The organism is Salipaludibacillus sp. CF4.18 (assembly GCF_051262595.1).
Classification (GTDB): Bacteria; Bacillota; Bacilli; order Bacillales; family Salisediminibacteriaceae; genus Salipaludibacillus; species Salipaludibacillus neizhouensis.
The window spans coordinates 1-14,486 of record NZ_JBIMEV010000059.1 but is presented as its reverse complement, the minus strand read 5'-3'; the positions used below and the strand labels follow the sequence as shown (position 1 = coordinate 14,486).

At 37.5% G+C, this 14,486-nt stretch carries 10 protein-coding genes and 3 pseudogenes; 4 read left to right on the top strand and 9 right to left on the bottom strand.

The window, feature by feature from the left end:
* The first annotated feature begins 419 nt into the window (after nt 1–419).
* Complete coding sequence (locus ACHABW_RS22000; protein ID WP_435758610.1) at nt 420–1,787, top strand: hypothetical protein; 1,368 nt, start codon at nt 420–422, stop codon at nt 1,785–1,787.
* A gap of 565 nt (nt 1,788–2,352) precedes the next feature.
* A complete protein-coding gene (locus ACHABW_RS21995) occupies nt 2,353–2,568 on the top strand; it encodes a hypothetical protein (protein WP_435758608.1) in 216 nt (71 codons plus the stop codon).
* A 947-nt stretch (nt 2,569–3,515) separates the two neighbouring features.
* Here ACHABW_RS21995 and ACHABW_RS21990 read toward each other — a convergent pair.
* The 5 genes from ACHABW_RS21990 to ACHABW_RS21970 all read right to left on the bottom strand — a co-directional run bounded on the left by ACHABW_RS21990 (nt 3,516) and on the right by ACHABW_RS21970 (nt 8,060).
* A complete protein-coding gene (locus tag ACHABW_RS21990) occupies nt 3,516–3,644 on the bottom strand; it encodes a hypothetical protein (RefSeq protein ID WP_435758606.1) in 129 nt (42 codons plus the stop codon).
* A gap of 345 nt (nt 3,645–3,989) precedes the next feature.
* Complete coding sequence (locus ACHABW_RS21985; RefSeq protein WP_435758604.1) at nt 3,990–5,003, bottom strand: MurR/RpiR family transcriptional regulator; 1,014 nt, start codon at nt 5,001–5,003, stop codon at nt 3,990–3,992.
* Between the two features lie 84 nt (nt 5,004–5,087).
* On the bottom strand, nt 5,088–5,780 hold the full coding sequence (locus ACHABW_RS21980; RefSeq protein WP_435758602.1) for an N-acetylmannosamine-6-phosphate 2-epimerase: 693 nt from the start codon (nt 5,778–5,780) through the stop codon (nt 5,088–5,090).
* Nucleotides 5,781–5,814: 34 nt separating this feature from the next.
* Nucleotides 5,815–7,347: a maltose/glucose-specific PTS transporter subunit IIC gene (locus ACHABW_RS21975; protein WP_435758600.1), complete on the bottom strand. Its 1,533-nt coding sequence runs from the start codon at nt 7,345–7,347 to the stop codon at nt 5,815–5,817.
* 230 nt (nt 7,348–7,577) lie between these two features.
* Nucleotides 7,578–8,060 carry a PTS sugar transporter subunit IIA gene (locus ACHABW_RS21970; protein WP_435758598.1) on the bottom strand — a complete coding sequence of 161 codons (483 nt, stop codon included), beginning with the start codon at nt 8,058–8,060 and terminating at the stop codon, nt 7,578–7,580.
* A 231-nt stretch (nt 8,061–8,291) separates the two neighbouring features.
* On the opposite strand from ACHABW_RS21970, the gene nagA reads away from it, so the two are divergent.
* Together nagA and nagB are read left to right on the top strand one after the other, a co-directional pair.
* Complete coding sequence (gene nagA, locus ACHABW_RS21965) at nt 8,292–9,491, top strand: N-acetylglucosamine-6-phosphate deacetylase (RefSeq protein WP_435758596.1); 1,200 nt, start codon at nt 8,292–8,294, stop codon at nt 9,489–9,491.
* Nucleotides 9,488–10,210 (top strand): glucosamine-6-phosphate deaminase, encoded by a 723-nt coding sequence (gene nagB, locus ACHABW_RS21960; protein WP_435758594.1) that lies wholly within the window; start codon nt 9,488–9,490, stop codon nt 10,208–10,210. The genes nagA and nagB overlap by 4 nt, the downstream gene beginning before the upstream one ends.
* A gap of 990 nt (nt 10,211–11,200) precedes the next feature.
* On the opposite strand, the pseudogene ACHABW_RS21955 reads toward nagB, so the two are convergent.
* The 4 genes and pseudogenes from ACHABW_RS21955 to ACHABW_RS21940 form a co-directional block, all read right to left on the bottom strand.
* Nucleotides 11,201–12,450 (bottom strand): annotated as a pseudogene (locus tag ACHABW_RS21955) (cytochrome P450).
* 75 nt (nt 12,451–12,525) lie between these two features.
* Nucleotides 12,526–12,630 (bottom strand): annotated as a pseudogene (locus ACHABW_RS21950) (biotin synthase BioB); the annotation flags it as partial.
* Nucleotides 12,631–12,738 (bottom strand): annotated as a pseudogene (locus ACHABW_RS21945) (ArdC-like ssDNA-binding domain-containing protein); the annotation flags it as partial.
* 1,033 nt (nt 12,739–13,771) lie between these two features.
* Nucleotides 13,772–14,486: phosphoenolpyruvate carboxykinase (ATP) (locus tag ACHABW_RS21940; protein ID WP_435758592.1), on the bottom strand; the 715-nt coding region annotated here is incomplete at its 5' end.

The window sequence follows — 14,486 nt, the reverse complement described above, 5'->3', positions numbered from 1 at the left end:
TATTATCGGATGAAACAGTAACTATTTCTCACTTTTTACCCTTTTTCACGTACCTAACAATGTACCTATTCTAATCGTATTTTACCCTTTTACGCGTACTTTGTGAGCTCTACCAATCTTTGTCACAATCTGCTAGACTTTCATTAGAATCAGTAATGGAAAGACTTGGTGCTTTACTTTTAAAAAACATAGAAAAATCCTGTACTCCATAGGAATACAGGACAATAAAAAAATATACCCACTTACACCTTCTTATTATCCTGTCAGGTTTGGCGACCACCACAGAATAAAAGAATAAACACAGGAATAAGTCTCATTTGTTAACTTTCTTCTATATTACCACATGTAAAAGAAATTGCAAATGCTTGACCTCTACTTTTCTGGGACTTGTTTGTGGGAAACTTTGGAGGTTACCTATCATGTTATTAGAACAACTACACACACAACGAGATGTCGAAAAATACTTCAACAACTTCTCTCGAATCGACAACGCCTTTGCCGATCCCGCCATACTTAATAAGATTTCCAGTTCAAAACAAATGGCATTCTTCTTTGAAATAGCCCATCGCTCAAATATGGGTCATATCCAAATTAAACCCATCGAGTGGATGTCGCTTCTTTCCACTTCTTATGATGTAATTGCAAAATATGTACAGGTTTTCATCGATTTAGGGATATTAACGAAAATCAGCAAGTACAATTATTACTTTACCTATTTCAAGGATTATTCTATTACTAGTGGTTATATCCATACATATTCTTTTCTCTACTCTGAAGAGTTCCGAAAACTATCTATTAACTCGCAGCGTATTGCTATTTACTTTTTAGGCCTTTTATCGAAAAGAGCTCCTTATAAGAAAGAAAAAGATTCCATAGTAATGATACAGGATTGGTTTGGTAGTGCTGACAGTGATCGACTCTTTCCTGTATGGAGTCGATCAGAAATCATGGACGATTTTCGTGCATTGACACCTTTTTTCGATTTAATTCTCCCAAGTAAACTAAGAAAAAACCGTTTAGTCCTTAAACGGTTATTCCCGAACGTTTTTCACGATCGAAAGACATCAGCTGGACGAGAAGAATGGATGGCGCGTTTTCTTATCGATCATGGAGTAGAATCATGGGCACCATGCAATTTACGTGATATGACCAATATGTTTCAATCAATGGCTAGAAATATGACACCCTATTTAGCCATTGAAATTTTTAGTAATGCCCTTATTAAAGTTCGTCTCAGCGTACATACACAGTCAGATGCTCAAGACTTCTTAGATCTATTCCATGAACAACCAAAAGAAGTGGATGGAAGGAAAAAGTGTTTAATGATCTTTAAAGACACCTTCTTAAAAGAATCCGTCACAGAAATTGGCCTAAAACTCGACCAAGACTATCATTCAATTTTGGATGCAAAGAAAAGGATCGACGTTGACCTTTGCGATTCTCCACAACCAGCGCTATCGGATGAGGAATTATTGAAATTAATTGACTTCGAATATGATGCAATTCGGAATAAGTGCATCAGTTTTGAAAAAGGACTTATCGACCTTTTTGTTAATCAAGACAGGAAACAACTATTAACTACAAGAAAAGAACATCTTCCTAGATATGTTCAGGAATCCTTAACATATCTTCAGAAGCTAGCCAAATTATCATGTTTTGAAAAACTTTCGTTTGCAAAGGATTCATTTTTTCTTGTTATTGAAGATCTCTTTCAGAAGGAAGAAGACAGCCAACCAAGAAGTAAATATCCTGGTTACAACTGGCTAGAAGAAGAACCAGTAACGTAACTAAAAACACTTTTATATTTTTATAATTTCAGAGAAACCGTGGATTTTTAAAAATTAATTCATCGACGGTTTTTTGTGCTGTCTTTTTTTATTTTCCCTTGTCTCCCCTTCTCAAACACCATTCTTTACCCTTGCCTTATTAGCAACCACTAACCTAAATAATCTATTATTTTTTTACAAATAACTTTCATTTACTAATTTGTTTATATAGTAGAGTATTTTTTCTGTGGATTCCTTTATTTATGTGATATATATATATATCGAACACCTAATCCTTTATTTCGAATGTCGATTTATCTAGTTATCTATGATCGTTTTCTACAAAAAATAACAATAAAACCTATTGTATCAATGATAAATGAGCTTATATTGTTATTCTTTATGGTTATTCTTTATTAATAGTCTTTATTCCTAATATATATATATAGATGATATCATCCATGAATTAATTTCTAGCCTTTCTTCAACGACAAAAACAGCCCCTTCCTCTTAGATACCCATTAATAGGTATCTCTATTTTTAGAATAGCCGTCAAGAGTGTCGGTATGGAGCAATTAGTTTTGCTATGACATACTACGACCTAAAATTTACGGATGCTGTAAGAAGAGCAAACGAACATGAGTATGCTCTTCTTAAGGATCGGGTTGTAGAAACTGGGAAAGTGACTTTTAAGTATCCTCATTATTTTGAAGTTAATGATACAAAAGACATTAAAAATTACGTTGACTGGTGCATAAAAAAAGATTTACTGGTACAAGACAAAAAAGGCAATCTGTTTTAAACGGTAAAAGAAAATCATTTGCATCCTTTCCGGTACCTCACGTATTTGTTCGAAACGTTGTCAAATCTTAATTTAGAAGAACCAGAGGTTCTCGATGCTTATCTCCCCTGGTCAAAAGATCTTCCCTCAGAAATTTATATTTCTACTGAAGCTTAAATACATCATAAATAACCCACACCTTCCACGGAAGATGTGGGTTATTTGACGCTTACCAAAACCCTTATTTTTGTGAGTTATCATACATTCTCACGCCTTTTTGCCGAGCTTATAACACTGTCATTCTAAAGTGCTATTCGACTAAGAGAAAGCCCTTCCAGACGTTACGCCTTCATTTGACTCTTCGATATCATCCTTCAGTCCGTTAGGACTGTCTAACCTTTAGCTGGGTAATGTGACCATTCCCAAGTTAAGATAGAAACATTTCGCACAACTAATGTCAGCAATAGGTAAGCATTTGAGGTTATCTCCAGCTTTTGTCGGGTAGGTCAGGGATATTACTATCCCCTTCCCCCCTAAGAACCGCACGTGTGCCTTTCAGCACATACGGCTCAAGCATGCATTTATCCTTATCTAGACTTTATTAATCCTATTATTTTCTTTCTCTTCAAGTACTTCTTGATACTCCCAAGTTGAACATCATTTGGGGCGCCAGCCTTTGCAGGGAATACCTTGTGGTATTCCAGATGGCAAGATATGTGAACCAATTCTAAGTTCTTATATTCATTGCTTCCACCTTTGAATCTAGGGACTTTATATGTAGTTCTAAACCTTCAACCCTATCTGCAATTGATTTACTACACAAAGAGCATTTGTATTTTTGCTTTTTCGCTAGCTTTTGTCTATACGCTACATTGTTTCTATCAAACTCTTTAACATCACGTTTCTCAAAATAATCTTTGAGATCTATATTGAAAGGACTATAATCATATTTAATAAGTACGTGCCGTTTAATTGGTATCCAATTGATTAAAGGTTATCAGGTCAGTTAGAATCCAATTGCTATTACTTTGACCAGTTTTATCTGGCTTAAAGTACTTTTTTCTAATCCAGCCATGTGCTATTTTCGTCTTGTCCATTTCTAACCCAAGCCCCCTAGTTTCAAGGTAGATTATGTGAAGGGTCAATGAGAGACGAAGCAGATACTAAATCATGTGTTTTACTTGTACAGGAATGTGTGGGAAAACGGGCTCTTCTATGACTTTTTAAAAGTGCGCATTATGAAATGATTCAACTATAAACGATTTTTAAAAAATTAATCCACCTAGCACCGATTGAGTATCAATGCCAGATGGCCGCATAGCCTTTCTAATGGTGTCTACTTGACAGGGGTAAGTCCAGAATACGTTAATTTTTATAGTTAGTGTTTGTAGAGGACTCCTATTTTAAGTGTCTCCTCTACAGGGTACAGTTCCCCCCTTACTTCATCCCTCTGACGAGAATCCTTTTAAGGCTTTTAGTGTTTTTTCGCGAATTTGGATTCGGTTGATATAATCTTTTGCTACGAGTTCTGTATAAATTAAGTCAAAGAATAGGAAGAGTGGTAAGGTTGGTGAGATGTTCTGGGCCATATGCATATTATTTTTACTCATGACTAGAAGGGGTAAATCTGCTATTTGGAAGAGTTCCGATGCTTTTTCACTGGTGATCGCTAAAATGGTTGCGCCTTGTTGCTTGGCGATTTTAACCGCATCGATGACTTCTTTTGTTTTTCCCGAAACCGAAATTCCTATCACTAAACTGTCTTCTGTCGTTAATGCTGCATCCATTACCGCTTGATGCGGATCGGTAATCGACTCCACATTGACACCCACTCGAAAAAATTTCCATTTAAACTCTTGGGCCGCAATCCCAGAGTTGCCTATTCCATAAACATGAACCTTCTTCGCCTGATTTAAAAGAGCAACGGCTTGTTGAATATCCGGATACGTGATTTTTCGAAAGGTCGTTTCAATGATCTCTAAATGGTTTTGATACAGTTTAGAAAAGTAATCAATCTCCTTGATGTCACTCGTCGCAGTCGGTTTGTTTCGTAAGTCGATATACCGTTTTAATTCGTGCCTAAATTCATTAAATCCTGAAAACGAAATTTTTTGGCAAAAACGAGTAATCGTGGCTGGCGAAACATGAATTTTTTTCGCAATTTGACTAATCGATAACTGGCTGACTTCATCTGAATGGGCTATGATATATTTTGCGAGATCTGCCTCAGAACTAGTGAATTTCTCCATACTACAGGCGATCCCATGGATCAGATTCTCACCGAGATATTCCATATTTCCCTCCTCTTTTAGGATGACTCGTTCATTATACACGACGATACCCCTATTCTTCGTTAAAAAGGGTGAAAATACAACAACTACAACAAAAGCAACCAGAGATGCACCATCCAAGCAGACTCCAATCCGTTTTTCTGCACAAAAAAATAACCCAAGCAACCCGCCTGGGTTAAAAATATCTGTTCTTTGGGCATTAATCTAGCTAGACCAGCATAATTCCCCTCAAAAAGCCTTCAATTATCCTTAGTCTTGCAATGCTTCAACAAATATTTTGGTGATCTGCTGTGGTCTTGTAATTGCGCCACCTACAACGACTGCATGAACATTACTATCTAGGACGGACCGTGCGATTGTTGGCGTCGAAACATTTCCCTCTGCCAAAACCTTTGCTTTATTCACTTTTTCCACAATTTGTTTCATGACGTCATAATTATGATCATCAATTTTCAATCCATTTGTTTCCGCTGTATAGCCATATAACGTCGGCGCCACAATATCAAACCCTAACTCATCGGCAAACATCGCTTCTTCAACCGAAGAGACGTCCGCCATCAACACGAGGTCAGGATACTTGGATCTTATCTCTTTATAAAATGCCACTAAATCACAGCCATCAGGTCGGAGTCGATTTGTCGCATCTGTGGCAATGATCTCGACACCCGTTTCTGCTAAGGCATCGATCTCTTTCATCGTAGGTGTAATAAAGACTGGATGGTCTCCGTACACTTGTTTAATGATGCCAATGACCGGCAGTTCCACTTGTTTTTTGATTTCGACAATGTCCGAAACGGAGTTGGCACGAATGCCAACGGCTCCCCCTTCTTTTGCAGCTACTGCCATACGCCCCATAATGAAAGAACTGTGTAACGGTTCCCCTTCTAAAGCCTGGCAGGAAACAATTAATCCCTTTTCAATTTGTTCTAACACTTGATGCATGTCCAAACACGTCCTCACTATGAAATCTTATTGATCACTCACCTAAATACTCTTCCACTTCGTTTTTCACAATCGTCACTTGAGGTCCGTAGATAATTTGAACACCCGTTCCTTTTTTAACAATCCCTTTGGATCCCGTCTGTTTGATGACTTCGTCTTGAACCAAGGATTCATCCTTAATCGTGACCCGAAGTCGCGTTGCACAACAATCGACAATCTCAATATTATTAACTCCGCCTAATCCTTCAACAATTGTTTTCGCACGGTCTGTAGCTGCAACTTGTTCAGTAACTTGTTCCTCGTCTTCACGACCAATGACCTTGTAATTCTTTTTCTTAATTAAGAATTTAAACGTAAAGTAGTATAAGAAGAACCACGGAATCCCTACTAAGAGAACATAAGGCCAATTCGTTTTATCGACACCTTGAAGGACTCCAAATAAAATGAAATCAATAAACCCACCTGAAAAGGTTTGTCCAACCGTAATATTAAAGATATCTGCCATCATAAAAGCAAACCCGTCAAACACCGCATGTACAAAGTAAAGAAGTGGTGCAACGAATAAGAAACTAAATTCAAGTGGTTCGGTAATCCCTGTTAAAAAAGAAGTTAGTGCCGCTGAAAGCAGAATTCCGGCAACAACTTTTCTGTTTTTCTTTTTAGAACAATGATAAATCGCTAATGCCGCACCCGGTAAACCGAACATCATCGTAATAAACCGACCAGACATATATCTTGATACACCTTCGTAATATTGCTCGGTGGACGGATCTGCCAATTGCGCAAAGAAGATATTTTGCGTACCGCTTATTAATTTATCACTAATCTCCATCGTTCCACCAAGAGCTGTTTGCCAAAATGGAAGATAGAAAATATGATGCAAGCCCATAGGTCCAAGCATCCGTAAAATAAATCCATAGAAAAGCGTGCCAATTTCCCCTGTACCGGTTACAATCGATCCAAGTTGATTAATAAAAATTTGGAAATAAGGCCAGATAACAAATAGAATTGCTCCGATAAAAATGGCAACAAAGGAAACAACGATTGGAATAAATCGAGATCCTCCAAAGAAGCCTAACACTTGCGGCAATTCAATTTTATTGTATTTATTGTGAAGAAATGCTGCGACTATCCCGACAACAATCCCTCCAAATACACCCGTTTCTAATGTCTGAATACCGACAGCTATTCCCTGACCAGCACTTGCTAAATTATCACTAGCTAATTCTCCTGTTAAAGCAAGTAAGGCATTGATGGCACTATTCATAACAAAATAACCGATCATCGCCGCTAATCCAGCCGTCCCTTTATCTGAACGAGCTAAACCAACTGCAACACCCACCGCGAAGATGATTGGCAAGTTTGCAAACACGATATTACCGGCAGCACTCATAATCGTAAAAATAGCTTGCAGCCAAGTAATATCTAAAAACGGGTAAGCTGAAACCGTATTGGGGTTTGACAGCGCTCCGCCGATTCCTAATAACAAACCAGCAGCCGGTAAAACCGCGATTGGAAGCATAAACGATTTACCAAATTGCTGAGCTTTCTCAAAAACTTTCTTCATCAAGATTACCTCCCTTATGTTCTCTAAGCACTACGCATAAGTTCACTTAAACTTATACTCGTATCATATATCCCTACCTATCGATATTCAATGGTGTTGCAATCGTTTTCACGTGTTTTCATTGTCCTATCATAAACACTGAAAATGTTTTCATGATCTTGTATAATAAAAAAACTACTTGAAAGGAGAGTCACCCCCAATCAAGTAGTTATTGATGTTCACGCCTGTTCTTAGTCAAAAGACAAGATGTCCCTTTCCCTTTGCGCTGTTTTCCCGAACTTTTTCACAGTCACTTTTGTCGAATCGGTAAAGACCACGGGAACTACAGAAGATGTCGCCGATTTCTTAATAAATTCTAAATCAAACTGCAAAAGTTCCTGTCCTTTCTTTATCTTCTCCCCGTCTTTAACAAGGGCAGTAAAGCCTTCTCCCTTTAACTGAACCGTATCAATGCCCACATGAATGAGAATTTCATATTCTTTCACAGATTTAATTCCGATGGCATGTTTTGTTGGAAAAACATTAATGATTTCCCCATCAACAGGTGAAACCACAGAACCAGCTGCTGGAATAATTGCAAATCCGTCCCCCATCATTTTTTCCGAGAAAACAGGATCTTCCACTTTGGTGATATCAATAATTTCACCTTCAATTGGCATAATAAACTCATCAACCGCTGCTACCTTATTTTTATTTTTAAATAGACTAAACATAAATATCCTCTCCCTTTACATTCATTTTCTTTATATTACCCTAATGCTACGCTTACAAAGCATATCATTCAATAACTATAGTTGTCTATACCAATAAGAGGCGTGGTAATCATCTAGGATACGATATGAAGAAAACCCCAATCGATTTTAACTGTAATTTCAACAGTCGGTATAGACAACTATATCTAACCATGCTAAGATAATGCCATCATCAGAAAGGCGTGATTGACGATGAATCATAAAAGCAAACCGATCCTGTTAACAGGAATGCAACTATATGCGGAAGATCAAATACTAGCGACTGGATATTGTCAATTAAAGGACGAAAAAATAATTGGATATGGGCCCATCGAGAATTTACCATCAACAGAAGGATTCGAGGTAATAGAGGTTCCCTCAACCTTTAAAGCAATTCCTGGCCTAATCGATATTCATATACATGGAGTGAATGGTGCGGACGTCATGGATGCAACAACCGATGCATTGGCGACAATGGCAATTGCATTGCCAAAAGAAGGGACAACCAGTTTTTTAGCCACGACGATGACCCAAAGTACTACATCCATTGAAAAAGCACTAATCAACGCTGGAAATTATATCGCGCAGCAGCAACTACCCGGAGAAGCTGAGATACTTGGTGTTCATCTTGAAGGACCGTTTGTAAATAAAGTAAGAGCAGGAGCACAACCAGTCAATTTTATCGTCGATTCTAGCATTGAGGAATTCAAGAAGTGGAACATATTAGCAAAACAATCAGTAAAAATTGTCACAATCGCACCGGAACAACCAGGCGGACTAGAATTGGTCAAGTATTTGAAGGAAAATGGCATGATTGCCTCAATTGGCCATTCTGACGCCACCTATAACGAAGCGGTCAAAGCCATTGAGGCAGGAGCGAATCACGTCACACATCTATTTAATCAAATGCGCCCCTTGCATCATCGTGATCCTGGTGTTGTCGGTGCTGCTTTTTTACACGATGGATTACTTGCGGAAATCATTGCCGATGGCATTCACGTTCAACCTGAAATGGTGAAACTGGCTTTTCTGAATAAAGGCGAAAAAGGCTTGATATTAATCACGGACTCAATGCGGGCAAAATGTTTAAAAAACGGCGTTTATGATCTTGGCGGCCAAGCCGTAACCGTTGCTGATGGAAAGGCACTTTTAGAAGATGAAACCCTTGCTGGAAGTATTCTTAAGCTCGGCCATGCTGTGAAAAATATGATGAATTTCACCGGTTGCTCACTAGAATCTGCGATTGAAATGTCCTCCGTTACCCCTGCTAGACAATTAAATGTTCTCGACCGTAAAGGGACTATTACACTAGGGAAAGACGCTGACATCGTGATCTTGGATCAACAACTAGATGTAGCCATGACATTTTGTCGTGGAAAACTTGCTTATCATCAAGGAGGAGAACAACAATGAAGATTATAAAAGTAAAAAATTATGATGAAATGAGTCAGAAAGCGGCGGAGATGTTCATCGGTAAAATACGTCGCAACCCGGAAATAAACCTCGGACTAGCAACCGGCGGATCTCCTGTTGGACTATATAAACAGTTGGTGCAGGATCATCAAACAAATCACACTTCTTATAAAAAGGTCAAAACGTTTAATTTAGATGAGTACATCGGACTTTCAGGTGAACATCCCAATAGCTACCGTTATTTTATGAATGAGCAATTACTTAATCATGTCGATCTTAACAAATCGAACACTCATGTTCCTCTTGGCGATACTGAGAATCCCGGGCAGCAATGTAGTCACTACGAACAGCTCCTGAAAGAACATGGTGGTGTCGACCTCCAAATTCTAGGCATCGGCAGCAACGGCCACATTGGCTTTAATGAACCGGGAACTTCCTTTCAATCCGAAACACATATTATCGAATTAACGCCTTCCACCCGGGAAGCAAATGCACGATTTTTTACCAGTCTTGAGGAAGTCCCTACCCATGCGATTACAATGGGGATTACCAGTATTATGAGAAGCAAAGAAATTCTATTACTTATTTCTGGGGATAGCAAGCAAGACGCGTTATCTCAGCTTTTGCAAGGAGCTATTAATGAAAACTTCCCCGCATCTATTTTACGAACTCACCCGTGTGTTACAATAATTGCTGATGAAGCTGCTTTAGGAAAATAGCCATTTAAGTAGTGTTTTTAGCGGTACTTTTATCTGTATGGAAAGGATCCAGGTGAAGATAAGATGATTAATAAAGATTCTCTGATTCCTATTTATTATAAATCTATGGTGCCTGGTTTCACTTGTCACCAATTTCACCATACTTCTTCTCCATTTTAAGAAAATATTTGTCTGCATTCTCTAATTGTTTAGGTACTGAGGTGTAAGTAAGTTGCCATTCGCAATTAATCTTCCATTCCATATTCTTCGTGAACATTAGTCCCATGTAGACAACATGGTATTCTCCAGAGTTTGTAGGGCCTTTATAACACAAAGCCTATTATAAGAAGTTTTGTTATTCTTTCGTTATTAAGTAGTATTTTCTATTTACTCTTAGCTTGGAGTTGGTATGGGAATAATGGGAAGCGAAAATATGAATGATTCTAGACTTACTATCCTTAATAAATGCAAGTTTGTTATTTTCCAAAAGCAACTAACTTAATTTGAGAATTTCTTATTCGTTATATATCATGGAGGATCCCTTCAAATTACAAAGTGGGTAACAGTTATCACTATTTAATTCTACTCCGAGAATACTTGCTGAAGATATGATGTGGATACCTCTCATTGGATTAACCGGCGCTGCAGCATACTACAGTTGCCAAGATCTTTATAATTGTTACTGCCCTATATATTCTAACGCCATTTTTTTATTCATATTGGTGGTGTTGTTTAGGCGTATCACATTTTAGAATTGCCTTCGTTAAAGTTCAACCCAAAATTATTATTAAGGTCACGTATTAACTAAAAAAACGACACAATTCCTCGTAAAGACGAAGAATAGCGTCGTTGACAATATATGTATGGTGGAGCCAAGGGGGCTCGAACCCCTGACCTCTTGTCTGCCAGACAAACGCTCTCCCACTATGGTTAGTTGCACTGCCCCCAAATACTTTAGAGATTAAATTTTCGAAACTTAGGATAGCACTATTTAAAGGAAAGTTGCCACTTTTAGTTTTCATCCATTTCATTCATCATGGTGGCTGTAATTGGCAGTTCTTGTAGTGATCTAAAGCCAGTTAGCACCCTCCATTTCGGGGTAGTTGCAGTTAGTTGTATGTTTGACATTCGTTGTAGAAATACATTAATAGCAATTTGAGCTTCTACTCGAGTAAGGGTTGAGCCTAAACAAAAATGACTACCATATCCAAATGCAAGATGAGGATTAGGATTTCTTGATATATCGAGTTGATTAGGATTTGTGAACTTTTTCGGGTCGTGATTAACAGCTCCTATAAATATGTACACTTGTTCCCCTTCTCTAATGGTTTTATTATTGATTTCAATATCTTCCGATGCAACACGGGCTGTCATCTGTGTAGGGCTTTCATAGCGTAAAAACTCTTCAACTGCTGTTTTAATAAGAGGTGGGGTTTCCTTTAGCTTCTTTAGTTGGTCAGGATGATTCAATAAAGACAACAACGAATTACTAATGAGATTTACCGTTGTTTCATGTCCTGCAATGACTAGTAAAATACAAGTCGACAGTATTTATTCGTCTGTTAGTTTTTCTCCCTACTCTTCCTCTTTAATTAACATACTTATAAGATCATCTTCAGGATTTTGTTTTCGCTTTTTAATCAGCTCTTTGAAGTAATTTAGTACATCCATGGCTGTTTCATTACCATTTGCTAGGGACTTTCTAGAGCGATTAATATCAATTGTTTGTATTAAGGTTACAGACCATTCTCTAAATTGATTTCTATCTTCTTCTGGTACTCCTACTATTTTAGCTATAACGAGGCTAGTTAAAGGGAACGCAAAATCAGAAACAACATCCATACTGTTCTCACTCTGCACGGAATCAATTAATTCATTTACCGTTTCTTCAATATATGGACGATATTGCATCACAACTTGTGGGCTAAACACTTTACTTACAAGCTTCCGTAATCGCATATGATCAGGTGGATTCTTAAAAACCATCATATCATTCTGTACTTTTTTTAGATCGTTTTATTTTTTTGATGTCTGAGGAATCGGGGTACGATTTTTAAATCTAGTATCTTTTAAAATTAATACTGCCTCGTCATATCCGGTATATACCAACCTGTATATTTTAAAAGAGTTAGTTTAGATACTGGACTTTCAGAACGTAAATTATCGTAAAAAGGATAAGGATCCTTTAAAAATTCGGAAGAAGTCAGCGAAAAAGGTATTGCTTTTTGATCGTCTAATGTTTGAATTGCTTGTCGCGTCATTTCTTCCCCTCCTCGTATAATATACATTCGCATCATCGTTAAGATATCTCATCCTATTCTTTCAAAACTGTTTTTTTATTTTTCTACAGCTAGGCTTTTCTTCATTTCATCAACCGTCTCTACTTCAAATCCTAAATCTTGTAACATTTTATGATCTTCGGTATCTTCTTGGCCTTCAGTTGATGTTTCTCCTTTTTTTACATACCTTCCGAGCTCTTTCCAACGTTTAAAAGAGGCGATAAATCCAGCACTAGGTAACAGTGCTTTGACAACAATGAGGTTTCTCATACTGTACTTAGGTAACAAATCTTACATTTCTAAAATTGCTTTGTACTTTTCAGGTGAATACTCAAAGTTTTTAACACTTCCTCTAACCTCGTTTGAAGAGTTTTAAGTTTTTCCTCCATGTAGGCTTTCTTTTCTGTTGTAGAAAATGACGGTTTTTTTTCTTAGCCATTTTGCATTCCTCCCATAATTAAATATCTATATAAAAAGAGAGCGAGACAAGGCACATCTAACTATAGACGTGTCTCATCTTCACTCTCTTGTATTAGCATCCATTGTCAATCTATTATTTATTTCCCCAGAAACGCAAAAAAGACCTCGGAGGAAAAATGCACACGACACCTGTCGCATAATCATTTCAACCTAAAAGGTCGTAAATTCTAAAGATAAACCCTGCGTACCACTAAGAGGTAGCAAATAAAAAAGAAAAGTAAGGTAATATATTACTATTATATAAGATTAGACATCGTTTACAAGTAGAGGACGAGAACAGAAGAAATGCTATGGATAATTCAAAAAAAGATAGAAAACCCTTTTTTTCAATAATAACCCCTCTCCTTAAATTTTATTAAAAGTAAAGTAAATAACTAATGGGTTGGTTGATGGGGAGAAAATACAAATTCTCAAAGGAATTCGTATCACTTTAAGCACATATTTTGTCTTCAAATTATAAATTTTAGTTTAATTCATTACGCTTTTTAACTGCCTATTTTGTTTTTTCAAGAACAGTCAAACAATGCCAAGAACGATAAATAAAGCAAAGAATAAAATTGAAAAAATCCGTACGCTTGATGCATAATAATTTAATTTTAATGGTGTCTTTCGATTATATTTACATAAGAGGTTTTATAGTCATATTGAAAAATCCAATGTCCATTTGCCATTATCACAGTTCCCAAATCATAATCACTCGGCATAATTTGCCCATAAACTGTCATTGAACAGGTAATCATTTAGTTTTATGTCTCTATCGAATGACTTTTACACCAGAATCGTTTTATCTCCTTGAGAGCTGAAAAGTTGGCTCCGATTTTCGTTATACCAAAGGTCCACCTAGCTCAACAATCTCTCCAGATACGCTTGTGAACTTTTTGAAGTTTCCTTTGAACTTGCTGGCAAGATCTAATGCTTTTACTTTATAAGCTTCTTTGTCAGTCCAGTTTTTTTCTGGCATTAATACGCCATCAGGGACACCTTGAACATGGAGCGGAATTTCCAGACCGAAGATGGCATCCTTTCGGGTTTCCACGTTGTCTAATTCGCCGTTAAGTGCTGCTTTCACCATTGCGCGCGTGTAGGAAAGATTGATACGTTGCCCTACGCCATATTCGCCGCCAGTCCAGCCTGTGTTCACTAAGAATACTTTTGCATTGTGCTTTTCAATTTTTTCTCCCAGCATTTCTGCATAACGATATGCGTTAAGCGGTAAGAATGGAGAACCGAAGCATGTAGAAAACGTTACTTGCGGAGATGTAATCCCCCGCTCTGTTCCTGCTAGCTTACTCGTGTAACCGCTTAAGAAATGGAACATGGCTTGTTCTTTGGATAACTTGCTGATTGGGGGTAAAACGCCAAATGCATCAGCTGTTAAGAACACAATTGTATTTGGGTGTCCGGCAACACTTGGTAGCATGATATTATCGATTGCGTCAATTGGATAGGCTGCACGTGTATTTTCTGTTAGAGATACATCGTTGTAATTTGTAAGACCAGTATTTTCGTCAATCAAAACATTTTCTAATACAGAACCG